This window comes from Micromonospora sp. NPDC005220, from assembly GCF_040607895.1.
Lineage (GTDB): Bacteria > Actinomycetota > Actinomycetes > Mycobacteriales > Micromonosporaceae > Micromonospora.
In genome coordinates, this window is the sequence record NZ_JBEXHP010000021.1 from 35,684 (window position 1) to 60,140 (window position 24,457).

Sequence of the window (24,457 nt, forward strand, 5' to 3'; positions counted from 1 at the left end):
AATGGTCGTGGAGGTGATCAGTCGGTACGGATGCCGGCCAGGATCCGCATCGCCTGGCGTTCCCGGTCGGCGAGTTCGCTGAGGATCGCCGAGGCGCGGGTGAGTTGGTCCGGGTCACCGGTCTCCCCGGCCGCCGCCATGTGGTGGGAGACCTCGGTCCACATCGGGGCGATCCCGGCGTACATCTGGTGAGCCAGGCGGAGGCCGGCGTCGTCGACGAGGGTGGCGCATTCGGCGAGGAAGTCGCGGTACATGGCCCGGAACAGGGCACCGCCCGTCCCGCCGTGTTCCATCAGCGCCGCGGCCAGCGGCAGGTCGCGTGACGGGTCGCTGGAGCGGTCCAGCCACCGGGTCACCTGCCGGGCCGCCTTGGCGATGCCCCGGTGGCCGAGGTTGGCGATGGGTGGGTTGAGGAAGGTGTCGGCGTTGCCGCGGATGCTGGCCCGGATGGCGGCGCCCAGATCCGGGGGACCACCAGGGCCGGCCACCGTGTAGGAGAGGTGGCGGGCGGTCATCGGCCCACGTTCGTTGCGGGCCTGCGCCAGGCTCGTCAGCGTGGTGGTCACGGGGCCGCCCTGCTGGGCCGTGTCGATCAGGTAGGCGTGGGTGTCGTCGTAGCCGTACATGGCGACGAAGTGCCCGCCGAAGTGGACCTTCGTGGTGAAGTAGTCGAGGTGGTAGGAGTCCAGTTGCAGGCCGACCGGGCGGCCGGCGGCGAGGGAGGCGGCGACGTTCTGCCACGCCTTGCCGGGTGAGGCGGTCTCCTGGATCCGCAACGTCAGGCTCAGCCGGTCGGCCACGGTTCGGGTGATCGTGGTCGGCTTGGTGCGGCCACCGAGGAACGGGAAGTCCATGCTCCTGGCATCCCAGTAGACGAAGCCCAGACCTTCGCCGAGGCCGAACAGCATGGGCTCGGACAGGTCCAGGCCCTCGTGGCGCAGCAGGGCGCCGAGGGTGGTGGTCTCGCAGTGCTGGCCGGCGGGGAACGCCACATTCTCGATGACCATCCGGCCTCCTGATCGGGCGGGCGGGCGGGCCAGGCGGCCTGCCGACTAGACTGCCGGTCCTAGCAGGTAGTGGCGATGCCAGCGGGGGCGACCATGAGCACCGACCATCGGATCGTACGGGCCCGAGAGATCTACGAACGGGCGGTGTTCGGCGGCGACGCCAGCGGGCTGATCGACGCCGAGCAGGGCCTGCACGCCGTCGAGGCCGATGCGGCATTGGCGCGGGGGATGATCCTGCACGCCCGGTTTCAGAGCGGGCCCGCCGACGCTGGTTCGTCGCCCACCGAGGATCCCGCCGAGCTGCCGCTGTTCGAGCGCGCGCTCGAGCTGTACCGGGCGCTGGGGGACACCCGCGGCGAAGCCGAGGCATCGTTCTGGATCGGTTGTCTGCACCAGTTCATCCGGCGTGACGACGAGACCGCGGTTCCGTACCTGGAGCGCTCCTGCCGACTGGCGGCGGAGACCGGCGACACGTCGACCCGGTCCGAGGCGCTACGCCACCTGGGCATCGCGGCGCACGCGGCTGGTCGGCTGGACGAGGCGCGTGAGCGGCTGGAGGAGTCGACCCGGCTGCGCCGGGAGGTCGGGGCGCTGCCGGGGATGGCCTCCAACATGATCGGACTGGCCTACATCGCCGCCGCCCAGGACCGTCGAACGGACGCGCTCGCCACCCTCGACGAAGCGGACGCCATCGCACGCACCCATGGTGCGCACGCCGTCGCCCGACACATCGAGCAGGCGAGAGCGCAGATCTGAGCCTGCGGCCACGGGCAGGTGAGCGGCGTCCAGGTTTCGGCCGGCGGTGCTGAAGCAGTCAGCTCAGTGTGGCCGCCTTGCGCAGCAGCACTGAGCGTTCGCGTTGATTGGGGCAGAGCCGGGCGGCCAGCTCCAGCTCGGCGCGGGCCTCCGGAAGCCGGCCGAGGCGGGTCAGCAGCTCACCGCGTACGGTCGGCACGAGGTGCGACAGGGGTAGTCGGTTGGAGGCGATCAGCTCGTCGACGGTGGCCAGCGCCGGCACCGGTCCCGAGGCCATGGCGACGGCGACGGCTCGGTTGAGGTCGACCACCGGCGAGGGCGCGACCCGGCCGAGCGCCTCGTAGAGCCGGACGATCCGGGCCCAGTCGGTCTCCGCGACCGAGGGCGCCGACGCGTGGGTGGCCGCGATCGCGGCCTGTAGACCGTAGCCGCCGAGGCCGCGCCGCGACGCCCTGGCCAGCGCGGCCAGCCCACGGTGGATCGCCGAGAGGTCCCACAACCGACGGTCCTGGTCCGCCAAAAGGATCGGGGTGCCGTCCGGGTCGGTGCGGGCGGGGAAGCGCGCGGCCGTCAGCTCGCACAGGGCGAGCAGGCCGTGCACCTCCGGCTCGTCCGGCTGGAGCGCGGCGAGGGTGCGGGCGAGCCGGATCGCCTCGTACGCGAGGTCGGGGCGCAGCAGCCGGTCGCCCGACGTCGCCGTCGACCCCTCGGTGAAGATCACGTAGAGAACGCTGAGCACGCCGCCCAGCCGCTTCCGGCGCTCGTCGGCCGGCGGCAGTTCGAACGGCACCCCGGCCGCCGCGATCGTCTTCTTGCCCCGGGTGATCCGGGCCTGCACGGTCGGTACGGGCACCAGGAACGCGCGGGCGATCTCCTCGCTGGACAGGCCGCCGACCACCCGCAGGGTCAGCGCCACCCGCGCCTCGCGGGAGAGCACCGGATGGCAGCTGACGAACATCAACGCCAGCACATCGTCGTCGATCCGGTCGGGGTCGATCTCCTGGCCGGGTGCGAGATCGGTCGCCAGCAGGGCGTACCGGTCCTGGAGGGCGGCCCGGCGGCGGATCGCGTCGATCGCCCGCCGCCGGGCCGTGGCCATCAACCAGCCGGCCGGATTGGCCGGAGAGGCACGCGGCCAGGAGACCAGTGCCTCGGCCACCGCCTCCTGGGCGGCGTCCTCGGCCAGCCCGAAATCGCCGGTGAACCGGGTCAGCGCGGCCACGATCCGCGCCGACTCGATCCGCCAGACGGCCTCGATGTCGGCCGTACCCATCAGATCTGGCCGTTGCTCTCGCTACCCGGCGGGACCTCGTCGGCCTCGGCTACCCGCCGGACCTCGATCTTGGAGCCGCGGACCGCGGGGACCCGCTTGGCCCATTCGACCGCCTCCTGCTTCGTGGCGACGTCGAGCAGGAAGTAGCCCCCGAACAACTCTCTGGTCTCGCCGTACGGACCGTCCGTGACCACCGGTGTCTCGCCACCGAAGTCGACGACGGCGCCCTGGCGCGGATCGTCCAGACCTTCGGCCGCGACGAGAACCTCGGCCTTCATCATGTCCTCGATGAACCGGCCGGTCGCGGCCATCGCCTCATCGATCGAGGCCATCATGGCCGCGTTCGTCTCGTCGGTGCCGCGCATGATCAACATGTATCTCGACATCGTGCTCTCCTCATCCGACGGGGCCGCCTCCCGACCCTCGCACGCACTCGTCGAACGAGCGGCCCGCGAATCGACATCGCCGGAGGATTCTCTCGCCGCGACGCAACCGATTCCCGGATCCGCGCCTCCGCCCGTCAGACCGCGTCAGACGGTGCCGTCAATCGGGGCGCCGAGCCGGACCAGATCCGAGGTGAACGGGCCGAGTCGTTCGGTCGTCACCTGCCTCCACCCGGCGCGCCGACGCTTGATTAGATAGTCAGATATCAATAGATTGGGGATGGGCGCCGCCGAGGCCCGGGGGACCGGGCCGTCGGCGGCTGACAGGTCCACCCCGAGCCGGGCACCTCGGTCGTACGCGCGACCGGTCGCTGTGGCGCATCCCCGCGCCGTACCCAGGGCAGGTTGTCGCGCCGCGTCCGTCCCGGACGCGCCGCCGCGCCGCCTCAACTCAGCTCGATGGCAGAAGGACCTCTCATGACGAATCTCCGCGCCCGCCGTACGTCGACCCTGCTGGTCGTCGCCGCGCTGGCCGCCGCCGCGACCACCACCGGAGCGGCAGTACTCACCGGACCGGCCGCAGCCGCTCAGGGCTGCCGGGTCGACTACACGCCCAATCAGTGGCCCGGCGGGTTCACCGCCACCGTCAAGGTCTTACCGGGGGACATGGCCGTCTCCAGCTGGACCGTCAGCTGGACGTACGCCGGGGACGAGCGGGTCACCAACGGCTGGAACGCCACGGTCAGCCAATCCGGCTCGACGGTGACCGCCCGCAACGCGTCGTACAACGGCAGCATCCCGGCCGGTGGCTCCACCGAGTTCGGCGTGCAGGGCACCTACGGCTCCAGTGGCGGCGCGCCGACCGGGTTCAGCCTGAACGGCGTACCGTGCAACGGCGCCACGCCCCCGCCGACCACGCCCCCGCCGACCACCCCGCCGCCGACGACGCCCCCGCCGACGACGCCCCCACCGACCACGCCGCCACCGACGACGCCTCCGCCGACCACTCCGCCGCCCACGACCGTGCCGCCGGTCGGGTGTGCCGGCGCGGTGCTCTGCGACGGTTTCGAGGGCCAGACCGGGTCGACGCCGTCCGGCGACTGGGCCGTGGTGAGCCCGGACTGCTCCGGCGCTGGTACCGCCACCATCGACACGGCGACCACGCACAGCGGCAGCCGGTCGGTCCGGATCAGCGGCGCCGCCGGGTACTGCAACCACGTCTTCATCAGGTCCACGAAGAATCTCAGCAGCGTGGGCAGCGTGCGGTACGGCCGGATCTGGGTCCGGCACACCACCGCCCAGCCCACCGAACACACCACGATGATGGCGATGGCCGACGCTGCCGACGGCAACAAGGACCTGCGGTTGGGTGGCCAGAACGGCGCCTTGCAGTGGAACCGTGCCTCCGACGACGCGACCCTGCCCGAGCAGAGCCCGGCCGGGGTGGCGCAGAGCGTGCCGCTACCCACCAACCGGTGGACCTGCGTGGAGTTCATGGTGGACGGTGCGGCCGGTCGGCTGCGTACCTGGTTGGACGGCACCGCCGTCACCGGGCTGACCGCGGACGGCGTACCGACGCACGACATCGACGGCCAGTGGTACAACCGCACCTGGCGGCCGCAGCTCACCGACCTGAAGCTGGGCTGGGAGAGCTACGGCGGTGGGGCCGACACCCTCTGGTACGACGACGTCGCGGTGGGGTCCAGCCGGATCGGCTGCTGATCCTCCGAGCGCTGTCACGTGTTGGTGCAGGCGGCAGGGGTGTGACCTGACAGCCGGTCACACCCCTGCCGCATATCATCGACCCGCTTCGGGGTGGCCGAGCCGAGCCACCGCGTCCGGAACGGGGGAGAAGACGACCATGGACCGCACGTTGGCCGACATCCTGGACGCGGCGGCGCACGGGCACTTCCCACCACCCGACGGCGGGACGACAGTGGTGTCGCAGCCGAACCGCCGTGACGCCGGAGTCATCGCCTTCACCGGACACTCCGTGGTGTTCACCGACGAGGACCCCGAGTGGGTGAGTCGTACGCTGGCCACTCTCGACTGTGACTCCCTGGCGGCCACCATGAACCCGCGTTTTCTGAACGCGCTGCTCGACCGCACCCGGCGGTCCATGGACACGATCGACCTGCTGACCGTCGCGAGTCGCCTTGCCGGGCCGCCGCCGCTACAGCTGACCGAGCTCGCGGACGGCGATCATCCCCGCGAGGTCAGGGCCCGTCGGCGCCGTGACGACGTCCGCGTCTGGGCGACCGAGGGTGGAGTGGTCGTCCTCGGCCGAGGGGTGGCCGGCCGGTGGGAGGCCGCGATAGAGGTCGACGACGAGCGTCGCCACCGGGGCCTGGGGCGGGCGCTGGCGACGGCCGCCCGACATCTGGTGCCCGACGGCCAACCGGTCTGGGCCCAGCAGGCCGCCGGGAACGCGCGAAGTGTGCGTGCCTTCCAGGCGGCCGGGTTTCGGCCGGTGGGCGCTGAGGCACTTCTGCTCCAGACGTAGGCGCTGTGCCGGACGTGGAACTGTGGGCGGACCGTGATCAGCGGGACGTTTCCGCGATCACGCCTCGGGGCATCCCCGCGGATGACGGGCAGCCGCCCGCCACCCCTGATCGAGGAGAACAACATGTCGGCCCAGGCATTTCTGTACGTCATCGCCGTCATCCTGATCGTGCTCGCCGCCCTGCCGCTGCCCACGAGGGGTGTCTCGCTCGCGCTTCTGGGTGCCGCCTGCGCCCTGCTCGCCTACGCCTGGCCGGTGATCACCGCGTGACCTTCCCGTGAGTCGTCGTTGGTGCGGTCGGTGGCCGGCAGCCTGAGCACGATCGGGCTGCCGGCCACCGACCGTGAGTCTGTCGTCCTCACGGGTGCGGGCGGACGCATCGATGCTTGCTGAGTCTCTTTCACGAGCGTAGGAAGAACACCACCGTCAGCCCCTGCATCGATCCGCCGTCCAGCGTCGAAGGAGATGCGTGTGACCACCTCCAGAGGGCTCCGTCTCGCCGTGTCCGTGCTGGTGACCGCAGGCGCCGTCCTGCTCGGCACGGCGGCCCCCGCCGCACCGCCAACGACTCCCGCACCGGTTGGAGAGCCGTCCTGCGACCCGATTGACCCGACCGCCTGTCTGCTGCCGTTCCCGAACGACTACTTCACGGTGCCGGACCGGAGCAGCCCCACCGGCAAGCGGGTACGGTTCGCCGCCGCCGCGATGCCCGCCAACGTGCAGGGAACCCCGATCGACCCGACGGAGTGGAACCGGCAGGACGGGTTCAGTCCCGGCTCGCCGATCCTGGTGCGGGTACCCGGCCTCGACGCGGCGGCGACCGGGATCGCGCCGGTCACCGACATCGGCCGCTCGCTGGCGCCGGGCGCGCCGATCGTGCTGCTCAACACCCGCACCGGTGAGCGCACGCCGTACTGGGCCGAGCTGGACGCGCACGCCGCCGGCCAGCCCGACCGGCAGCTGCTGATCATCCGGCCGGCGGTGGCGCTGAGCGAGGGCACCCGCTACGTCGTCGGGCTGCGCGGGCTGCGGGACGGCAACCGGGCGTTGATCCCCGCGCCGAAGGCGTTCACCGCGTACGTTACCGGTGCCGGCCTCACGCAGCGGGACCCTCGGGTGCCGCAGCTGAAGCGGATCCTCACCGAGCTGACCCGGACCGGCGTCAAACGGCACAGCCTCTACCTGGCCTGGGATTTCACCGTGGCCAGCCGGCACGGGCTGACCGGCCGGATGGTGGCGGTCCGGGACGACGCGTTCGCCGACCTCGGCCGGGCCGCGCCGTCGGTCACCGTCACCCAGGTGACCGACTATGCACCGGCGCAGGACCCGCTGATCGCCCGGCAGGTGACCGGCACCATCGGCGTACCGTCCTATCTGACCGGCGCCGGCGGGCCCGGCTCCCGGCTGCACTACGGCCCGGCCGGCGGCACTGGGACGCCGCCCACGCCGAACGCCCTGCCCACGCCGTCCGGCGTGACGGTGGCGGCGGACTTCGTCTGCACCATCCCGCGCAGTGCCTCGGCCGCGAGGCCGGCGCACCTCTCGCTCTACGGCCACGGACTGCTCGGCCGACCGACCGAGATCAACGCCGGCAACGTCAAGACGATGTCGAACACCCACAACTTCACCTTCTGCGCGACCAGCTGGATCGGCATGGCCGCCGCCGACGTCCCCTATGTGGCCGGCGCCTTCACCGACCTCAGTGCCTTCCCCGCGGTGGCGGACCGGTTGCAGCAGAGCTTCCTGAACTTCCTCTTCCTGGGCCGCGCGATGATCCACCCGGACGGGTTCGCCGCCCACCCGGCGTTCCGGGACGCCACCGCACGGCCGCTGATCAATCGCGCGGGTGGGCTGCACTACGACGGCAACAGCCAGGGCGGCATCAACGGAGGCGCGCTCACCGCCATCGCCCAGGACTGGACCCGATCGGTGCTCGGCGTACCGGCGATGAACTACTCCACGCTGCTGCAACGCAGCGTGGACTTCGCACCGTTCCAGAGCGTGCTGGACGGCTACTACCCGGACAAGGTCGACCAACAGCTGATCCTCGCGCTGCTGCAGATGCTGTGGGACCGGTCCGAGGCCAACGGGTACGCCCAGCACATGACCGACCGGCCACTACCGCGCACCCCGGCGCACCAGGTGCTGATGCACGTGGCCTTCGGCGACCAGCAGGTCTCGCCCGCCGCGGCCGAGGTGCAGGCGCGGACCATCGGCGCCCGCCTGCACACCCCCGCGCTCGCTGACGGCTGGTCACTGGACGTGCACCCGTACTGGGGCATCACGCCGATCCGCCGCTACCCGTACGCCGGCTCGGCGATCGTGATCTGGAACAGCGGGGCGGCCCACGCGCCACCGCCGACCAATCTCGCACCGGCCGGGCCCGAGTTCGGCGACGATCCGCACGAGTTCCCCCGCGCCCAGGCCGGAGCCCAGAAACAGAAGGCCGTCTTCCTGCTCACCGGCAAGGTCATCGACGTCTGCGCGCGAACACCCTGCCCGTGACGCGAGACTCGTGACCCGGCGGGGCGCTGGCACGGCCAGCACCCCGCCGGGATACGTCGCGCACGCCAGGTCAGCAGCGCACTTCGGTCTCCTTCTGCGCCACGTCCGAGATGCCGCCGAGGGCCCGGGTGCACACCGACAGCGTGTTGGCGCCCAGGGACCAGACGTCCGGACCGCTGGAACACTGCAGATCGCGCAGCGTGCTGCCGGTCACGATGGAGGTGCAGACACACGCATCACGTCCTCCTTCACGCCCGGCCGTCGTCACATCGATCTTGACGTAGCGGACGATGGAGGTCATCACCGGCACCGGAAGAAGCTGTGGATGAAGTCGGCGACTGTGGAGTTGTCGCCCGGTTCTGGTCAGTCCTCCAAGTCGAACGCGAAGGTGCCCGCCTCGATGCGGTCGATGAGCTGGCTGACGTCGTCGGCTTGCCGGATGGCGTTGCCCCACCCGCCGCTGGAGATGTCGACCAGCAGCACCGGGGCGGGGTCGCTGCCCAGGTCGAGGACGAGCTGCTCCCTGGAGCCGTCACCGCCGATGATCGCGATATCGCTGTGCGAGACGGTGGCCTGGTCCCACGCCTCATGCAGCTCGAGCATCTCGTGGGGGGAATTGAGCCACACGTAGGCGTCGGTTCTCATCCAGCCTCGCCGGAACCATGACTCGCCTTGGAGGTAGGTCCGCCACGCCTCAGGTAGCGCCCGGCCCAGGGTCCTCTCCGCGTCGGTGAACTCCTCGTCGTCGACTGGGCCCCGGTACTCGGCCTCCGCGATGATCGTGCCGACGATGTGGGCGTTCAGGTCGTCAAGCTCTTCGGCGGGAATCCAGTACTCCAGCACATCGCGGCCGCCGGCCTGCTGCACCTCGTGGTGGTCGAGGTACGAACGTTGCACGTCAAACCGGGTGACGTAGCCGACGCCTTCGGCGGGGACGTTCCACTCGCGGGCGATCTTGGTGGCGTACCAGCGGTTGAGCACTGGGTAGAAGATCGGTTGGTCGGGCAGGCGTGGCGGCCAGGCCCGCCAGCCGGCCGCCGCCACGAGGTCCAGTTCGGCCTGCCCGGTGGGCCGCCACAGCGTAATCGTGTCGGAGTTGCCGATGGTTTGCTCCTTACCGGTCGCGGTGGTGGCGGCACGAGGCCACCGTCCGACATTCTGACCGCAGGGTGTCCGGATCAGAAAGCTGGATTGACGAAGCGCCCCGTCCATTGCGGACGGGGCGCTGTGTCAGTCGAGCTGTGGGTCCGGAACCGTTCGGTCCTCGTCCGCGTCGACGTCGGGGGCACTGGCCAGCTCGATCCGGGGGGAACGATCCGGCGGGAGGTGGGCGAAGTCGGCGATGACGACGACATCCACCTCTCCGTCGATCATCGACTGCTCGACGGTCTCCCACGGGGCCCGCATGACTCCTGCGAATCGGTAGGAGTGTCGGCGAAGGTGGCTGAGACACCTCGCGACGGCGGGCTCTGACGGCTCGATGTGGGCGGGGATCCAGATGACGGCGATTTCCATGAACCTCTCCTGATCAACGTCGTGGACGCGAGTGGGTGATCAGGAGTTGCCGGGGCGGGGGAGGGCCCCGCTCGACGGGCCGGCTGGTAGCGCGCAGGTCGACGGCGGTGACGGTAAGCCCTGGCCGCAGCGGCGAGGTCCGCGGCGAACCTTCGGCCGTTGACGTGGGTGGATCAGCGCCGCCGGTGCCGACGCCTGTCGGTGCGGACGCGAGCGCCAGCACGATCGCCGGTGGCCCCGGTGCGGGACGGTCGGGCGGGTTGGGCCGCTGTCCGGTGACGGCGGCCATCGTCGCCCGCGCCTGCTCCGACGTCTGGCCATCGGACGTGCCGTGGGCGTCGTCCCGAGACACCGTCGCCGGCACGCGCGTCGACGGTATCGGCGATGGCGGGGCAACCCGTGCCCTCGGGGGCTTGGAGGTGGATGGTGCGGGCGTGGTCTGCGGTGACGACGGAGTGCCGGTCGGTCGACCTGGCGCGGCGATGGAGGGCTTGGCTGACGGCGTCGGCACCGGAACGGCCGACGGTAGGGGCAGCGAATCCGTCGACGGCAGTGGCGGCGGGTCCGTCGACGGTAGGGGTGAGGGTCGGGGGACGACCGGGGTCGGCAGGGGCAGCGGCACATTCAGCTGCACTTCGACGTCGTCGTCCACCGGAACCTGGATAGCCTTTGGCGAGGTGGCGACCTCCAGCGGGAGACGCGACGGCGACGGGGGCTCGGCGTGTGCGGGGCTGGCACCCAGGGCCGCGCCGAGCGCCACCGCGCCGAGCGCCATCGGGGGAAGGCTGTGCCTCAGCCGCATCAGACGGCGGCCGCCGTCAGCGGGGTCGCCAGCTCGGCCCGGCCCGACTCACCGGTTCGGTGCCGCCGGCCGAACGGATGCCTCTCGCATCCTGCCGTTCCCTCCATGTGCGGGTTCTTGCCCCGCGGAACCGCGACCTACACCTCCGGTCGATGTCTCCGGTGCCCCAGGTGGACCGATCGAGGATGCTCACACCCGGGCCTCGATGGGTGACGGCGTGGGGTCGAGCGGCAGGTCACGCAGCCGACGGATCGGCGTCGACAGGTAGATGATCGGGGACAGCACGGTGAGCGCCCCGAAGATCAGCAGGGTGGTACGGGCACCGAGTGGTCCGGCCAGGACGCCGGCGAGCAGGCCGCCGACCGGGATGGCACCCCAGGAGACGAACTTGACCGTGGCGATCACCCGGGACAGCAGCTCCGGCGGGCTGGCGAGCATCCGGTACGTGCGGGTGGTCACGCTGAGCACCACTGTGGAGCTGGCGAAGATGAGGTTCCCGACGGCGAAGGCCAGGAATGCGGCGGTGCCGGTGCCCAGCGGGATGATGAGCGCGCCGACCACACCGACGAAGGCCGAGATGATCAGGCCGCGGGCAGTGCCGAAGCGATTGGTGAAGCGGGTCGTCAGCGCGGCGCCGATGAGCGTGCCGAGGCCGTCGGCGGCGAGCAGCAGCCCGACCATCACCGGCGATGCGTGCAGCTCGCGCACCAGGTAGAACGGGAAGAGGGCAAGCATCGCGCCGTTGACGAAGTTCGTCGCGGTGGCGTCCCACATGGCCGGTCCGATGATCGGGTGTCGGAGCACGAAGTGCCAGCCCTCACGGATCATCGTGACCATCGGTGGCCGCTCGGCCGGTCGCTGCACCCGCCGGGCTGGCAGGGTGCGCAGCAACACCGCGGACATCAGATAGCTGACGGCGTCCACGAACAGCGTCGGCACCGCGCCCAGCAGCTGCACCGCGAGGCCGCCCAGGGACGGCCCGCCCAGCGCGGTGGCGGCGTGCGTGCCGGAGGTGAGGCTGTTGCGGGCCTGCAACTGCGTGGCCGGCACGATCTCCGGCAGGAAGGTCTGGTTCGCCACGTCGAACAGCACGTTGGCGAAGCTCACCACCAGGGCGACCGCGATCAGCTGGGCCACCGTCAGCGTGTCGAGCCACCAGGCCAGCGGGACCGACGCGATGGCGAGCGCCCGGACCAGGTCCAAGCCGACCTGCATGCCGCGCAGCGGCACCCGCTGCACGATCACCCCGGCCGGCAGGCTGATCAGGAGGTACGCCAGATAACCCGCCGCCGTGATCAGACCCATCTCGAAGGCCGACGCGTCCAGCACGGTCAGTGCGGTCAGCGGTAGGGCCACCGCGCCGACCGCCGAGCCGAGGTGGCTGGTCGTGCCGGCCACCCACCATCGCCAGAACGTAGTAAGTCCCATAATGGAACTCACTATAGGGGCGGGTGGCAGATGGCGTCGACCCCGCGGGCTCGGCCGCCCTATCGCGTGCGGCGGACCATCTCGCCGATCCAGACCGGCGCGAACGGAGACGTGCAGCCGGGGGAGGTCGGGTAGTCCTTCAGCACCTCCAGGCGTTCGCCGATGTCGATCGCCCGATCGCGGTGCTCGGCGTGTTCGATGCCGATCTGCGCCAGGCAGTGGTTCATCGCCCACTGCAGGCGATCCGGCGCGTCCTTCATCTCGGCCTCGATTCCATCGAGCAGTCCCGGAAGGTCGAGACTCTCGGGCTTCCTCGTCACGCGTTCGGTGGTCAACGCCCAGCCGGCACTCGCGACCACGGGATCCGAGTCGGCGAACCAGGCCAGCCGCAGCTCTTCGGAGTGCGGGCTCTTCTTCACCACATAGTTCAGGAGCCAGTCGTGCACCTTCGGGGTGCGTGCCTCGCGCAGCATGACGTCCAACTCGTCCCGTTCGAACGCACGGCAGATCAGGATTGCCAGCAGCCGCGCCGAGGCCCCGCCCGTCGCCCAGAGCTGGCGCGCGAGGTCGTGCTGCGTCTTCAGCCGCTTCGCGAGCGCCCGAAGCTCGCCGAGGTGCACACCGTGATCGTCACCGTTTCTGGCGTTCACCTCGCGTGTCTTCGGATCCTCCAGCTCGACCAGTTCGGCCATCACCTCGGCCAACGTCGGGGTAGCCATGGCAGCCCTCCTGCCCATCGGGACCGGACGTTTCACCCTCGCGTGACGGGTATCCAGGCGTACCAGTGCGACCCGGCGGTGAACAGCTTCACGGAGTGAGGGGGGGCACCTATCATGCCTGATCCACAGCCCACCATCGTGCTCGTGCACGGCGCGTTCGCCGAGTCGGCAAGCTGGAACGGTGTGCTTGAGCGGCTGGGCGGCGCGTACGACTTGGTGGCCGTCGCGAACCCGCTGCGGAGCCTCGCCGGCGACGCCGCGTACGTGCGGGATGTGGTCCACGGGATCGGCGGTCCGGTCGTCCTCGTCGGCCACTCGTACGGTGGCATGGTGGTCACGCAGGCCGCGGCCGGCGACACCTCGGTGCGCGCCCTCGTGTACGTCAACGCCTTCGCTCCGGACACCGGGGAGTCGGCGATGACGCTGTCCGCGAAGTTCCCCGGCGGCACCCTCGCCGACACGCTGGTGCAGTACCCACTGTCGACCGGTGGGAACGAGGTGGCGATCGGCCAGGAGCAGTACCACGCGCAGTTCTGCGCGGACGTGTCGGGCGGCCAGGCCGCGCTGATGGCCCGGACCCAGCGGCCGATCACCGAACAGGCCCTGGGGGACAAGCTCACCGGCGACCCCGCCTGGCGATCGTTGGCCAGCTGGTTCGTGTTCGGGGACGCGGACAAGAACATCCCCGTCGAAGCGCACCGCTTCATGGCCGAGCGGGCCAACCCCCGGGGGCAGCGCGAGCTCGTCGGCGGCTCGCACGCGATGGCTGTCGCTCAGCCGGGCGAGGTCGCCGAGACGATCATCGAGGCGGTTCGGGGCGTGAGCTGACGGTCCGGACGGGCAGCTGACGGTGGGCCGACGACGAGCCGTCGCCGGCCCACCGGTGGTCCCGGGCGTGGGCCCGCGATGGGAGGCCGGCCCTCGGCGCCCTCACGCCGCGATCGCGGCCATGGCGGCATGCGGCCGGTGCTGGTCGTCGCCGGGTCGGGGTAGGCGTTCCACCTCCCGGAAACCGGCCTGGGTGAGTCGCTCGGAGAACTCGTCGAGCGGCCACCGGTAGGCGGTCGCGACCTTGTGGTCGAAGGCGCCGACCTCGTCGGCGGAGAAGGTGCCCAGCACCAACCGTCCGGCTGGGGTCAGCACCCGCCGAAACTCCTTGAGCACGCCGTCGAGTTCCGGCGGCGGCAGATGGATCAACGAGTACCAGGCCAGGATGCCGTCGATGGACTCGTCGGCGACGTCGAGGCGTTCCAGCGACCCGAGCTGGAACTCGACGTCCGGGTGGGCCGCCCGCGCATGCGCGATGAACTCGGGAACCAGGTCGATCCCCGCCGCGTCGACACCCAGGGCCCGAAGGTAGCCGGTGATGTGGCCAGGCCCGCAGCCCAGATCGAGCACCGGGCCAGGTCGACCCGCCAGGTGTCGCTGGATGAAGGCGAGGTCGTCCGGGTGTACCTGCTCCCTGGTGCCGAACAAGCTGATGTAGAGCTCCGCGACGGACGTGTAAGCCTGCCGCACCGTGTCCGATTCCATCGCGGAACCATACGGCTCGCCAGAGCTTGCTGGGGCGGCCCCTTGACCCAGCTGGCTAACATCGTTAGCCTTACGCTAATCACGTTAGCTGAACGCTGGAGGACGTCATGACCGAACACCTGGGCATTGCCGGCAACACCATCGCCTACGAGGTCACCGGGCAGGGCCCACTGGTCGTCCTGGCGCACGGCATGGGCGACAGCCGGCACTCGTACCGTTTCGTCGCCCCGGCCCTGGCCGCGGCCGGATACCGGGTCGCCAACGTCGACATCCGCGGCTGCGGCGACTCCAGCCTCGGCTGGCACGGCTACAGCCGCACCGACATCGCGGGCGATCTCCTTGCCGTCGTGCGCTACCTCGGCGGACCGGCCGTGATCATCGGCCAGTCGATCAGTGGTGGTGCCGCGACCATCGCGGCCGCCAGCGCGCCCGAGCTGATCGCCGGCGTCATCGAGCTGGCGCCGTTCACCCGCGCACAGTCCTTCGACCTCGCCGGGTTGGTGCGGGTGAAGCGCTTCCGGGCCGGCTACCTCCAACTGGCACAGGTGCTCGTGCGGGGCAGCCTGGCGAGCTGGCGCAGGTACCTCGACCTGGCGATCCCGACCAAGCCCGGCGGCTGGAGCAGCGAGCTGGCGCGCATCGAGGCCAAGCTGAGTGAGCCCGGCCGGATGAAGGTCCTCCAGGCCATGGCCAGGACCAACCCCAGCGATGCCGGCAAGCAACTGCCCAACGTCACCTGCCCGGTCCTGGTGATCCAGGGCAGCGTCGACCCCGACTGGGCCGACCCGCGCGCCGAGGGTGAGCGCATCATCGCCGACCTGCCGCGAGGGCTCGGCGAGCTGGCAGTCATCGAGGGCGCGGGCCACTACCCGCACGTCCAGACCCCTGACGAGGTCGTCGCTTTGGCCCTGCCCTTCCTCGCCCGGACGTTGACCAATGCCTAAGGCCCGGCTCACTCCGGCGTCGGTCGCCGAAGCCGCGGCCGCGCTTGTCGACGAGGTCGGCTTCGACAACCTCAGCATGGGCCTGCTCGCCGAACGGCTCGGGATCAAGACCCCCTCGCTCTACAAGCACGTCACCAGCCAGGCCGACCTGGCCCACCGGATCGCCATCCTGGCCATGACGGAGGTCGGCGACGCCATCCGCGACGCCATTCAGGGCCGGTCCGGCAGCGACGCCCTCGCCGCCGGCGCGCAGGCGATGCGGACCTACGTGCGGGAACACCCCGGCCGGTACGCGGCCGGCAACGCCGCCCGCCCGACCGGCCCCGACGACCCGTTCATCCCGGCCACCGAGCGGGTGCTCGCCTCCCTGTCAGCGATTTTGAGCGGGTACCGGCTGGATCCCGACCAGGAGATCCACGCCATGCGGACGCTGCGCAGCGCAGTGCACGGCTTCGCGACCCTGGAGGCGGCCGATGGGTTCCAGATCGACGCGTCCGTCGATGAGAGCTTCACCTGGTTGATCAACTTCATCGATCAGGGCCTTCGCGCCGGCGCCACCATCGGCAACGACTCCGCCCGCTGACCGGTGCTGGTCAGGCCCCAGAGCGGCACGATCTGGTTGCGCCACCGCGCCGGGTCGATGCTGATCGCACTGTCGTGATTGCTCAGTTGCGTCTGGATTCCCGAGTGGATCCCGGCCAGGTCGATGTGCGGTTGGTCCTGCTGACGGATCACCGGGTCGCCTGATCGCGTCGCCGTCGTGCGACGATTTCCGGCGTGGCAGAGACCGCAACGACGCTGACCGAGATCCGGGCTCGGATCGACGAACTCGACAGGGACCTGGTCGGCCTCCTCGCCCAGCGGGAGTCGCTGGTCCGGCAGGTCGCCCCGCTCAAGAGCGACAGTCAGGCGGTCCGCGCGCCGGACCGGGTGGCGCAGGTGGTGGCCCGGGTCCGCACGCTGGCCACCGAGGCCGGCGCCGACCCGGATCTGATCGAACGGATCTACCGGGGCATGATCCAGGCCTTCATCGACATGGAGACCGACGAGCACCACCGCCTCACCGGCGGGTCGGCGCCGACAACGCGGTGATCGCCCGAGCGGGGTGCGGTCAGCTCGCGGATCGGCCGTCCGGGCTCGCCGCGGACGGCGGCGCGTAGCCGAGCTCGTACGAAATCTTGTCGGCGGTCTCCAGGAGCAGCGGAAGGTTGGCCTTCAGTTGGTCGAGGCTTGCGATGACCTCGATCGCCGTGATCGAGGCGGCGGCGATGACCTGCCCCCGCGAATCCCTGATCGGCGCGGCCACGCACATGACGTAGGCGTCGTGCTCGCCGTTGTCCTCGGCCCAGCCGCAGTCGTGGATGCGGGCGAGTTCGGCTTCCAGGGCGTCGTGGTCGGTGAAGGTGGTGTCGGTGAATTTCTCGAAGACGACGTGGGAGAGCAGGCGGTCGCGCTCCTGCCGGGGAAGGTAGGCCAGGATCGTCTTGCCGACGGCGCTTGCGTAGATGGACACCGCGCGTCCCACCCGTGACGGCAGCTTGACGGCGTCGAACGCCGGGCTGTCCACCTTGTCGATATAGATGATCTCGTCGCCGGTCAGTTGCGCGAGGTGTACGGTGTGGCCGGTCTCGCGTTGCAGCGCACGCAGGTGTGCGGCCGCGGGCTGGCGGAGGTCCATCGAGCCGAGCGCGAGCTCGGACAGTTCGATCAGGCCGCTGCCGAGCACGTAGGTGCCCGCGCCGGTCCGGCGGACGAAGCGCGCGGACTCCAGTGTTTGCAGGATGCGCAGGGCTGTGGACTTGTGGACGCCGAGCACGTCCGCAGCCTCCGTAAGGGACAGCGGGTGCTCCGCGGATCGACGGATGAGGTCGATCGCGCGGCGAATTGATTGCGCCAAGGCTGTGTCTCCCCTCGCGCGACGGGCAGAGCCGCCGCTGTCATTGCACATTGTGCAATATAGATGACGCGATGCGCAACTGCCCCTTGACACCGTTGCACATGACGCTACGATCGTTGCAATTTCATCGGCTTGACGTCATCTCGTAACAGTGGAGTAACGATGGGTAATAAGCGCGCTTATTTCGGCATCGCCAGGGCGACATGTGCCCTCGGCCTTGCCGCCACCCTCCTGACCGGTTGCGGCTCGGACGGCGATTCTGGTGACGGCGTCACCAAACTGACCTTCGCCGCCTCGACCTTCGGCGACCCGGGCCGCGGGCCCCTGTTGACGAAGTGGCTCGATGAGTTCAATCAGAGCCAGACCAAGGTCCAGGTCTCCGCCGCCGCGGTGCCGTACCCGACCTTCGGCCAGACCGTGCTCACCCAGATGGGCAGCGGCAAGGGCCCCGACCTCGTCCGCTTCGACATGCCCGAGTTCGAGGCCGCCTCGGACGCCGGCCTCGTCGCGCCGCTGGACAAGGTGATCGACGCCAGCAAGTACGACCTGCTGAAGCAGCCGGACCAGTTCATGGTCCACGACGGCGTCCGGCACGGCGTCATCTTCGAGGCGTCGAACTACGCGATGTTCTACAACGCGGACCTGATCCCGACGCCGCCGACCACCTACGAGCAGTTCACCTCCACCGCGAAGTCGCTGACCAAGGGCGACGTCTTCGGCCTGGCGTTCCGCCAGACCGAGGCCGAGGAGGCCGGGGTCTGGCAGGACATCTTCAACTACGTCTACGGCTTCGGCGGCGCGTGGTCCGACGGCAAGACCCTGACCATCAACTCGGCTGAGAACCTCAAGGGTCTGCAGGCGTTCAAGGACCTGTACGACGCGAACGTGATCCCGCGCGGAGCGGACGCGGCGACGTTCCGGCGGATGTTCGCCGAGGGCAAGGTCGGGATGGAGCTCAACAACGGCGGCTACGTGACCGCCACCCGCGGCCAGAACGCGAAGCTGAACTTCAACGTCGCGCCCATCCCGTTCCCGGTCCGCAAGCAGGGCGCGATCCTCGCCCCCATCGTGATCAACGAGGCGAGCGAGGGCAAGGACGAGGCCGGCACCTTCATCAAGTGGGTGCTGGAGCCGCAGAACCAGGTCAAGCTGCAGGAGATCCTCGGCGCGAGCAGCGTCGCCACCACCACGCAGCGCAGCGCCGAGGCGCTCAAGACGACCCCGTTCCTCCCCGTCTTCGACGGGCTCACCGAGACCAGCCTGCCGCAGATCGTGCTGGGGTTCGAGGCGAAGACGCCGGACATCCGCAAGGTGGTCGTGCAGAACGTGGTCGCGGCACTGCAGGGCAAGACCGACCTCAAGTCGGCGCTGGACCGTGCCCAGCAGCAGGCGACCGAACTGGTCCGCTGACCGCTCGACGGCGACGCTGCCGGCGCGACGATCCGTGCGCCGGCAGCGTCCTTCCCCCCGAAGGATCAACCCGATGACTGTGGTCGAGCAGACCGGAGTACCGAAGACAACACCGCCAGGCCAGCCCCGGCGTCGGCCCAGCCCGCTGGGTAGCAAGTGGACGCCGTACCTGTTCCTGGCACCCGCCGCCCTGTTCATCCTCGTCTTCCAGGCGGTACCCCTCGTTCAGGAGGTGTACCTCAGCTTCACCAGGACGAGGCTGCTCAACCCGACCCGCAGCGAATGGGTCGGGCTGGACAACTACCACCGGATCTTCGGCGACCCCGAGTTCCACCGCACCCTGCTGATCACCGTCGTCTACGTGATCACCTGCGTCGTTGTCGCGATCGGCGCCGGGCTGGTCGTCGCGCTCCTGCTCAACCGGAAGTTTCGGGGCCGGGGCGTGGCACGGGCGCTGGTGACCGTCCCCTGGGCCGCTCCGGGTATCGCGGTCGCGCTGATCGCCACCTGGATGCTCAACGCGCAGTACGGCATCGTGAACCGCTTCCTGGACGCCGTGGGGCTCGGTGTGCCCGGCGGCGCCATCCTGGACAGCCCGCGCTACGCGCTCCCGGCGGTGCTCGCCACGACCATCTGGCAGCTGTTCCCGTTCACCTCCGTGGTGCTGCTCTCCGCGCTGCAGTCCGTTCCGCAGGACCTCAACGAGGCCGCGACAGTGGACGGCGCCGGACGTTGGGCCACCTTCCGTGCCGTCACCTGGCAGGTCATCAAGCCGACGGTGGGTCTGCTGGCCCTGCTGATGACGATCTGGTCGCTGCGGCGGTTCGAGCTGATCTGGCTGATGACCAAGGGCGGGCCGGTCGGCTCCACCGAGACGCTGGTCATCGACCTCTACTCGCAGGCGTTCGACTCGAAGGAACTCGGATCGGCGGCGGCCATCGGAATGGTCGGCGTCGTCATCTCGCTCATCGTCATCATCGGCAGCCGCCTGGTCGCCCGTGCCGTGGAGAAGGGGGACGTCCGATGAGGCGCTTCCGTTTCGGGGTCACCGCACGGATCGTCGCCGTGCTCGTCGTACTGGGTATCGCGGTGTTCCCGCTGTACTGGATGTTCGTCACGGCGCTGACCAGCAACAGCGACCTCTTCGCCGACAACCCCCGGCTCACACCGGACCTCGGCCAGTTCGGGGTCTTCGTCGACGCGCTGGCCGAGGGCAAGGCGGCCGGGTGGCTGCTGAACAGCCTGATCATCGCCGTGGGCACGATGGTTCTCTCGGTCGGCCTGGGCATCCCGCTCGGCTACGCGCTGTCCCGGTTCTCGTTCTGGGGCAAGGCCGTGCTGACCGTCGTGCTGCTGTTCACGCAGATGCTTCCCGAGGCGCTCATGGTCGTCCCGCTGTTCGCGCTGTTCCGCCGCTTCGAACTGCTCGACTCGCTGGCCGGCCTCGTCCTGGTGAACTCCGCCTTCGTCCTGCCGATCGTCGCGCTGATCCTCAAGGGCGCCATCGACGGCATCCCGAAGGAGCTGGAGGAAGCCGCGCGTGCCGACGGCGCCCGACCCTTCACCACCCTGACCCGGATCAACGTGCCGCTCATCGCGCCGTCGATCGCGGCCACCGCGGTCATCGCCTTCTTCCACGCCTGGAACGAGTACGTGTTCGCGGTGACGTTCATCTTCAACCCGGACCTGCAACCCGCCTCCGTCGGCATCGCGAACTTCATCGGTGAACTGGGTACACCGATCCAGACGGTGATGGCCGTCGCCTTCCTGTTCACGCTGCCTGCCGTCGCCTTCTACCTGTTGGTCCAGAAGTACGTGGTCTCCGGCATGACCGCCGGTGCGGTGAAGGGTTGAGCCGAAAGATGAAGATCGTCTCTGTCGACACACTGGTCGTCGACTTCTACCGCACGAACCTCGTCATCGTGCGCGTCCACACCGACGAGGGCATCATCGGGCTCGGTGAGGCCACCCTGGAGGGCAAGGAACGCGCCGTCCAGGGTGCCATCGCCGAGCTGGCCGAGGCCGTGGTGGGCCAGGACCCGACCAGCATCTCGAAGATCCTCTACGAGACCGCGCGGGACTGGTACTGGCGCGGCGGGCCGGTGATCATGACCGCGTTGAGTTCGCTGGAGATGGCCCTGTGGGACATCTCGGCGCGCGAGCTCGGCGTACCGGTCTCCCGACTTCTCGGCGGTGCGACCCGGGACCGCGTCCGCGCGTACGCGAATGGGTGGTTCTCCGGCGCCGTCACCCCGGAGGACTACGCGGCCGCCGCGCGCCGGACGGTGGAGTCCGGCTTCCGGGGCCTCAAGTGGGACCCGTTCGAGAACTACGACCTCACCATCAGCACCGGGCAGTTGGACCGGGTGCTCGCCCAGATCGACGCCGTGCGAGGCGCGGTGGGCCGCGATGTCGAGCTGTTCATTGAGGGGCACGGCCGCTTCGACGTCCGGCACGCCATCAAGGTCGCCAAGGAGATCGCCCAGTTCGACCCGGTGTGGTTCGAGGAGCCCTGCCCACCGGACAATCTCGACACGCTCGTCGACATCCGTCGCGCGTCCCCGGTGCCGATCGCGGCGGGGGAGCGGTGGTACGGCCGGCAGGGCTTCGCGCCGGCGCTGGCCCGCCAGGCCGTCGACTTCGTCCAGCCGGACGTGACGCACGCCGGCGGGATCGCCGAGCTGGCCTTCATCTCCACGCTCGCCGCCACCAGCTACGTGGGTTTCGCGCCGCACAACCCGAGCGGTCCACTCAGCACCGCCGCGACGCTGCAACTCGGGGCGACGCTGCCCAACTTCCGGTACCTGGAGATCATGGCGACCGACGTGCCCTGGCGTCCCGAGATCACCAACGAACGGCTGGTGCTGACCAGCGACGGCGACATCCTCATCCCCACCGGCGTCGGCCTGGGCATCGAGGTGGATCTCACCGCGATCGAGCGACACCCGTTCACACCACACCCGCTGCGGATGTTCCAGGACGCCGTCTACGACATCCGTCCCCGCGACGAGCGGTCCTTCTTCAACCTGGAGAGCGACTCATGACGGTGCCACGGCCTCGGGGGCTGGCCGCGGACGCGGACTGGGTCGGTACCGCCGCCGAGGCGTTGCCGGACGACGCCGACAGCGTCCTCATCGGCCGGATCTGGGATCCGTCCGGCGACGGACCCTCGCCGGTGACCGTCCGCGGCGGCGAGGTCATCGACATCAGCCACCGGTTCCCGACCGTCCGCGACATCTGCGAGCTGCCCGACCCCGCCGCTACGGTGGCCGGGCTCGACGGGCCGCGGCTGGGCGACTTCGGGGAGATGCTGGCCAACACGGGGGCCGCGACCCGGGACCGTAGCCGCCCCTGGTTGCTCGCCCCGGTCGACCTCCAGGCGCTCAAGGCCGCCGGTGTGACCTTCCCGATCTCCATGATCGAACGGGTGATCGAGGAACGGGCGCGGGGCGACCTGGCGCTGGCGGCGGACATCCGGCACCGGATGCTCGCCGACGTCGGCGTCGACCTGCACAGCCTGGAGGCGGGCTCGCCGGAGGCGGATCGGCTCAAGAGCCTGCTGGTCGCCGAGGGCATGTGGAGTCAGTACCTGGAGGTGGGGATCGGCCCGGACGCCGAAATCTTCACCAAGGGACAGATCCTCTCCGCCGTCGGCACCGCCGTTCCGGTCGGCGTGCTCGCCGCGTCGACCTGGAACAACCCGGAGCCCGAGGTCACGCTCATCGTCCAGTCCAGCGGGCGGATCGTTGGCGCCACCCTCGGCAACGACGTGAACCTGCGGGACATCGAGGGCCGCTCGGCGCTCCTGCTTCCCCTGGCGAAGGACAACAACGCCTCCTGCGCCCTCGGCCCCCTGATCCGGCTCTTCGACGACCGGTTCGACCTGGATCGGGTCCGCGAACTCGAGGTGCGCCTGGACGTTCGCGGTGTGGACGGCTTCCACCTGGAGGCGGTCTCGGAGATGACCCGGATGTCGCGTGATCCGGAGGAGCTGGTCCGGCAGCTGATCGGGCCACACCACCACTACCCGGACGGCGCGGCCCTGATGCTCGGCACCATGTTCGCGCCCATTCAGGACCGGGACCGCCCCGGTGAGGGCTTCACCCACAAGGTCGACGACGTGGTACGGATCAGCTGCCCGGCGCTCGGCACCCTGGTCAACCGGGTGCGGCACGCGGAGGAGTGCGAGCCCTGGCACTTCGGCGTCCGCGATCTGATGGGCAATCTGGTGAGGAGAGGACTGCTGTGAACGTGGTCAACACTGTCGATCCGCGCGACGGCCAGCGTCGCGCGACGGATCTCACCGAGACCGACGAGTCTCGGCTGGAGGTGATCGCCGGGCAGACGTCGGCGGCGGCGCAGTGGCTGGCCGCCCGCGGCAGGCTCGGCCGCGCGGAGCTGCTGGACGCGATCGCCGCGTCGCTGGAGTCCCGCCGGGTGGATCTGGTAGCTGCCGCCGAGGCGGAGACCGGGCTGAGCCACGCGCGACTCGACGGGGAACTCACCCGGGCGGCGGTCCAGTTCCGGATGTTCGGCGAGGTGCTGCGCGACGGAGCGTACGTCGAAGCGGCCATCGACCACGCCGCCGACACACCGCTCGGACGCGGCCCGGATCTGCGGCGGATGCTCGTACCCCTCGGGCCGGTCGCCGTGTTCGGGGCCAGCAACTTCCCGTTCGCCTTCTCCGTCGCTGGCGGTGACACGGCCGCCGCGCTCGCCGCCGGGTGCCCGACGATCCTGAAGGCCCACCCGTCGCACCCGCTGACCTCGCACGCCTCCGCGGCCGCGATCGAGTCGGCCGTCCGTGACCTCGGCGGGCCGGCGGGTGTCATCTCGATCGTGTACGGGGAGCAGGCCGGTCGTTCGCTGGTGCGCCATCCGGCGATCCGCGCGGCCGCCCTGACCGGCTCGGTCAACGCCGCCCGCGCCATCCAGGCGGCCATCGACGAACGGCCCGACCCCATCCCCCTGTACGCCGAACTGAGCAGCGTGAACCCGATCGTCGTCCTGCCCGACGCTGCCGCCGACCGGGGGGACCAGATCGCCGAGGGGCTGTTCGGCTCCTTCACCAACTCGGGCGGCCAACTCTGCACCAAGCCCGGCCTGGCGTTCATCCCGTCGGACCCGGGCGGCGACCGGCTGGTCGACGCGCTGCGGGCGCGAGTCGACTCGTCGGGCGGCACGGTCCTGCTCAACGAGCGGATCCGGGACGCGTACCAGAACCGGGCCACGGAGTTCGAGCGGGCCGGCGCTCGGGTCGCGGCGCGGCCGCAGGTCGACCCCGGTGCGGGCTTCGCGGTGGCCCCGACGCTCCTGGAGGTCGGCCTTTCCGGCCTGACCGCCGAGATCGCCGACGAGTGTTTCGGCCCGCTCCTGGTCGTGGTCCGGTACGACGACGCCGCCGACCTCGACGCCGCGCTGGCAGCTGTCCCGCCGTCGCTGACCGGCTCGCTCCATCGCGGGCCGGGCGACGACGCCGACGTGGTACGCCGACTGGTCGACGTGCTCGCCGCTCGCGCGGGTCGCATCGTCTTCGACGGCTACCCCACCGGTGTCCGGGTGTCGTGGGCCCAGCACCACGGTGGACCCTGGCCGTCGACCAACGCCGTGCACACGTCGGTGGGCGCCACGTCGATCCGACGGTTCCTCCGCCCGCTGGCGTGGCAGGACGCCCCGGTCTGGGTCCTCCCCGAGGAGTTGCGCGACGACTACACCGCCATTCCCCGGCGAATCGATGGGAGGTTGACGCCAGCGGCCGAATGACCGCGTCTGTCGGCCTCTC

Annotated in this window: 25 protein-coding genes and 1 pseudogene; 15 read left to right on the top strand and 11 right to left on the bottom strand. The window is 70.3% G+C overall.

Going from position 1 to position 24,457, the window contains the following annotated elements; all coding sequences use genetic code 11:
- Window positions 1-17: 17 nt before the first annotated feature.
- Window positions 18-1,007 carry a BtrH N-terminal domain-containing protein gene (locus ABZU52_RS12055; RefSeq protein WP_354971081.1) on the bottom strand — a complete coding sequence of 330 codons (990 nt, stop codon included), beginning with the start codon at window positions 1,005-1,007 and terminating at the stop codon, window positions 18-20.
- A 93-nt stretch (window positions 1,008-1,100) separates the two neighbouring features.
- Here ABZU52_RS12055 and ABZU52_RS12060 point away from each other — a divergent pair, with 93 nt between their 5' ends.
- A complete protein-coding gene (locus ABZU52_RS12060) occupies window positions 1,101-1,763 on the top strand; it encodes a tetratricopeptide repeat protein (protein WP_354971082.1) in 663 nt (220 codons plus the stop codon).
- Window positions 1,764-1,821: 58 nt separating this feature from the next.
- Here the strand turns inward: ABZU52_RS12060 and ABZU52_RS12065 are convergent, their stop codons facing one another.
- Together ABZU52_RS12065 and ABZU52_RS12070 are read right to left on the bottom strand one after the other, a co-directional pair.
- Window positions 1,822-3,036, bottom strand: a complete 1,215-nt coding sequence (locus ABZU52_RS12065; RefSeq protein WP_354971083.1) for a sigma-70 family RNA polymerase sigma factor — start codon at window positions 3,034-3,036, stop codon at window positions 1,822-1,824.
- Window positions 3,036-3,422, bottom strand: a complete 387-nt coding sequence (locus ABZU52_RS12070; RefSeq protein WP_354971084.1) for a YciI family protein — start codon at window positions 3,420-3,422, stop codon at window positions 3,036-3,038. The genes ABZU52_RS12065 and ABZU52_RS12070 overlap by 1 nt, the downstream gene beginning before the upstream one ends.
- A 474-nt stretch (window positions 3,423-3,896) precedes the next feature.
- Here ABZU52_RS12070 and ABZU52_RS12075 point away from each other — a divergent pair, with 474 nt between their 5' ends.
- The 4 genes from ABZU52_RS12075 to ABZU52_RS12090 all read left to right on the top strand — a co-directional run bounded on the left by ABZU52_RS12075 (window position 3,897) and on the right by ABZU52_RS12090 (window position 8,427).
- The gene (locus ABZU52_RS12075) at window positions 3,897-5,141 is read left to right on the top strand and encodes a cellulose-binding domain-containing protein (protein ID WP_354971085.1); all 1,245 of its coding nucleotides are present in this window, start codon (window positions 3,897-3,899) and stop codon (window positions 5,139-5,141) included.
- Window positions 5,142-5,280: 139 nt separating this feature from the next.
- Entirely contained in the window at window positions 5,281-5,922 is a 642-nt protein-coding gene (locus ABZU52_RS12080; RefSeq protein WP_354971086.1) for a GNAT family N-acetyltransferase, read from the top strand.
- An 81-nt stretch (window positions 5,923-6,003) separates the two neighbouring features.
- A complete protein-coding gene (locus tag ABZU52_RS12085; protein WP_354971087.1) occupies window positions 6,004-6,192 on the top strand; it encodes a hypothetical protein in 189 nt (62 codons plus the stop codon).
- Between the two features lie 195 nt (window positions 6,193-6,387).
- On the top strand, window positions 6,388-8,427 hold the full coding sequence (locus ABZU52_RS12090) for a hypothetical protein (protein ID WP_354971088.1): 2,040 nt from the start codon (window positions 6,388-6,390) through the stop codon (window positions 8,425-8,427).
- A gap of 70 nt (window positions 8,428-8,497) precedes the next feature.
- Here ABZU52_RS12090 and ABZU52_RS12095 read toward each other — a convergent pair whose 3' ends face one another.
- From ABZU52_RS12095 to ABZU52_RS12115, 5 genes and pseudogenes are all read right to left on the bottom strand, one after another.
- Window positions 8,498-8,728: a hypothetical protein gene (locus ABZU52_RS12095; RefSeq protein WP_354971089.1), complete on the bottom strand. Its 231-nt coding sequence runs from the start codon at window positions 8,726-8,728 to the stop codon at window positions 8,498-8,500.
- A gap of 476 nt (window positions 8,729-9,204) precedes the next feature.
- Window positions 9,205-9,531, bottom strand: a pseudogene (locus ABZU52_RS12100) (ADP-ribosylation/crystallin J1); the annotation flags it as partial.
- A gap of 126 nt (window positions 9,532-9,657) precedes the next feature.
- Window positions 9,658-9,834 carry a hypothetical protein gene (locus tag ABZU52_RS12105; protein ID WP_354971090.1) on the bottom strand — a complete coding sequence of 59 codons (177 nt, stop codon included), beginning with the start codon at window positions 9,832-9,834 and terminating at the stop codon, window positions 9,658-9,660.
- Between the two features lie 1,099 nt (window positions 9,835-10,933).
- Window positions 10,934-12,172, bottom strand: coding sequence for an MFS transporter (locus ABZU52_RS12110; RefSeq protein ID WP_354971091.1), 1,239 nt, complete (start codon window positions 12,170-12,172; stop codon window positions 10,934-10,936).
- A 59-nt stretch (window positions 12,173-12,231) separates the two neighbouring features.
- On the bottom strand, window positions 12,232-12,891 hold the full coding sequence (locus tag ABZU52_RS12115; RefSeq protein WP_354971092.1) for a DNA alkylation repair protein: 660 nt from the start codon (window positions 12,889-12,891) through the stop codon (window positions 12,232-12,234).
- Between the two features lie 114 nt (window positions 12,892-13,005).
- Here ABZU52_RS12115 and ABZU52_RS12120 point away from each other — a divergent pair, with 114 nt between their 5' ends.
- A complete protein-coding gene (locus tag ABZU52_RS12120) occupies window positions 13,006-13,719 on the top strand; it encodes an alpha/beta hydrolase (protein WP_354971093.1) in 714 nt (237 codons plus the stop codon).
- A 102-nt stretch (window positions 13,720-13,821) separates the two neighbouring features.
- On the opposite strand, the gene ABZU52_RS12125 is transcribed toward ABZU52_RS12120, so the two are convergent.
- Window positions 13,822-14,424 carry a methyltransferase domain-containing protein gene (locus ABZU52_RS12125; protein ID WP_354971094.1) on the bottom strand — a complete coding sequence of 201 codons (603 nt, stop codon included), beginning with the start codon at window positions 14,422-14,424 and terminating at the stop codon, window positions 13,822-13,824.
- Window positions 14,425-14,531: 107 nt separating this feature from the next.
- Between ABZU52_RS12125 and ABZU52_RS12130 the strand changes: the two genes are divergently transcribed.
- Window positions 14,532-15,368, top strand: coding sequence for an alpha/beta hydrolase (locus tag ABZU52_RS12130; protein ID WP_354971095.1), 837 nt, complete (start codon window positions 14,532-14,534; stop codon window positions 15,366-15,368).
- Window positions 15,361-15,951, top strand: coding sequence for a WHG domain-containing protein (locus ABZU52_RS12135; protein ID WP_354971096.1), 591 nt, complete (start codon window positions 15,361-15,363; stop codon window positions 15,949-15,951). The genes ABZU52_RS12130 and ABZU52_RS12135 overlap by 8 nt, the downstream gene beginning before the upstream one ends.
- Here ABZU52_RS12135 and ABZU52_RS12140 read toward each other — a convergent pair.
- Window positions 15,903-16,103, bottom strand: coding sequence for a hypothetical protein (locus tag ABZU52_RS12140; protein ID WP_354971097.1), 201 nt, complete (start codon window positions 16,101-16,103; stop codon window positions 15,903-15,905). The two genes, ABZU52_RS12135 and ABZU52_RS12140, sit on opposite strands and share 49 nt — an antisense overlap.
- A gap of 42 nt (window positions 16,104-16,145) precedes the next feature.
- Between ABZU52_RS12140 and ABZU52_RS12145 the strand changes: the two genes are divergently transcribed.
- Window positions 16,146-16,460, top strand: a complete 315-nt coding sequence (locus ABZU52_RS12145) for a chorismate mutase (RefSeq protein WP_354971098.1) — start codon at window positions 16,146-16,148, stop codon at window positions 16,458-16,460.
- Between the two features lie 19 nt (window positions 16,461-16,479).
- Here ABZU52_RS12145 and ABZU52_RS12150 read toward each other — a convergent pair whose 3' ends face one another.
- Window positions 16,480-17,316 (bottom strand): IclR family transcriptional regulator, encoded by an 837-nt coding sequence (locus ABZU52_RS12150; RefSeq protein WP_354971099.1) that lies wholly within the window; start codon window positions 17,314-17,316, stop codon window positions 16,480-16,482.
- A gap of 111 nt (window positions 17,317-17,427) precedes the next feature.
- Between ABZU52_RS12150 and ABZU52_RS12155 the strand changes: the two genes are divergently transcribed.
- The 6 genes from ABZU52_RS12155 (at window position 17,428) to ABZU52_RS12180 (ending at window position 24,438) form a co-directional block, all read left to right on the top strand.
- Complete coding sequence (locus ABZU52_RS12155) at window positions 17,428-18,675, top strand: sugar ABC transporter substrate-binding protein (protein ID WP_354971100.1); 1,248 nt, start codon at window positions 17,428-17,430, stop codon at window positions 18,673-18,675.
- Window positions 18,676-18,748: 73 nt separating this feature from the next.
- Complete coding sequence (locus ABZU52_RS12160) at window positions 18,749-19,702, top strand: sugar ABC transporter permease (RefSeq protein WP_354971101.1); 954 nt, start codon at window positions 18,749-18,751, stop codon at window positions 19,700-19,702.
- Entirely contained in the window at window positions 19,699-20,529 is an 831-nt protein-coding gene (locus tag ABZU52_RS12165) for a carbohydrate ABC transporter permease (RefSeq protein ID WP_354971102.1), read from the top strand. The genes ABZU52_RS12160 and ABZU52_RS12165 overlap by 4 nt, the downstream gene beginning before the upstream one ends.
- 8 nt (window positions 20,530-20,537) lie before the next feature.
- Window positions 20,538-21,719, top strand: a complete 1,182-nt coding sequence (locus ABZU52_RS12170; RefSeq protein WP_354971103.1) for a mandelate racemase/muconate lactonizing enzyme family protein — start codon at window positions 20,538-20,540, stop codon at window positions 21,717-21,719.
- Window positions 21,716-22,924 carry a fumarylacetoacetate hydrolase family protein gene (locus ABZU52_RS12175; protein WP_354971104.1) on the top strand — a complete coding sequence of 403 codons (1,209 nt, stop codon included), beginning with the start codon at window positions 21,716-21,718 and terminating at the stop codon, window positions 22,922-22,924. Before ABZU52_RS12170 ends, ABZU52_RS12175 begins: the two co-directional genes overlap by 4 nt.
- Window positions 22,921-24,438, top strand: a complete 1,518-nt coding sequence (locus ABZU52_RS12180; RefSeq protein WP_354971105.1) for an aldehyde dehydrogenase (NADP(+)) — start codon at window positions 22,921-22,923, stop codon at window positions 24,436-24,438. The genes ABZU52_RS12175 and ABZU52_RS12180 overlap by 4 nt, the downstream gene beginning before the upstream one ends.
- Window positions 24,439-24,457 lie beyond the last annotated feature (19 nt).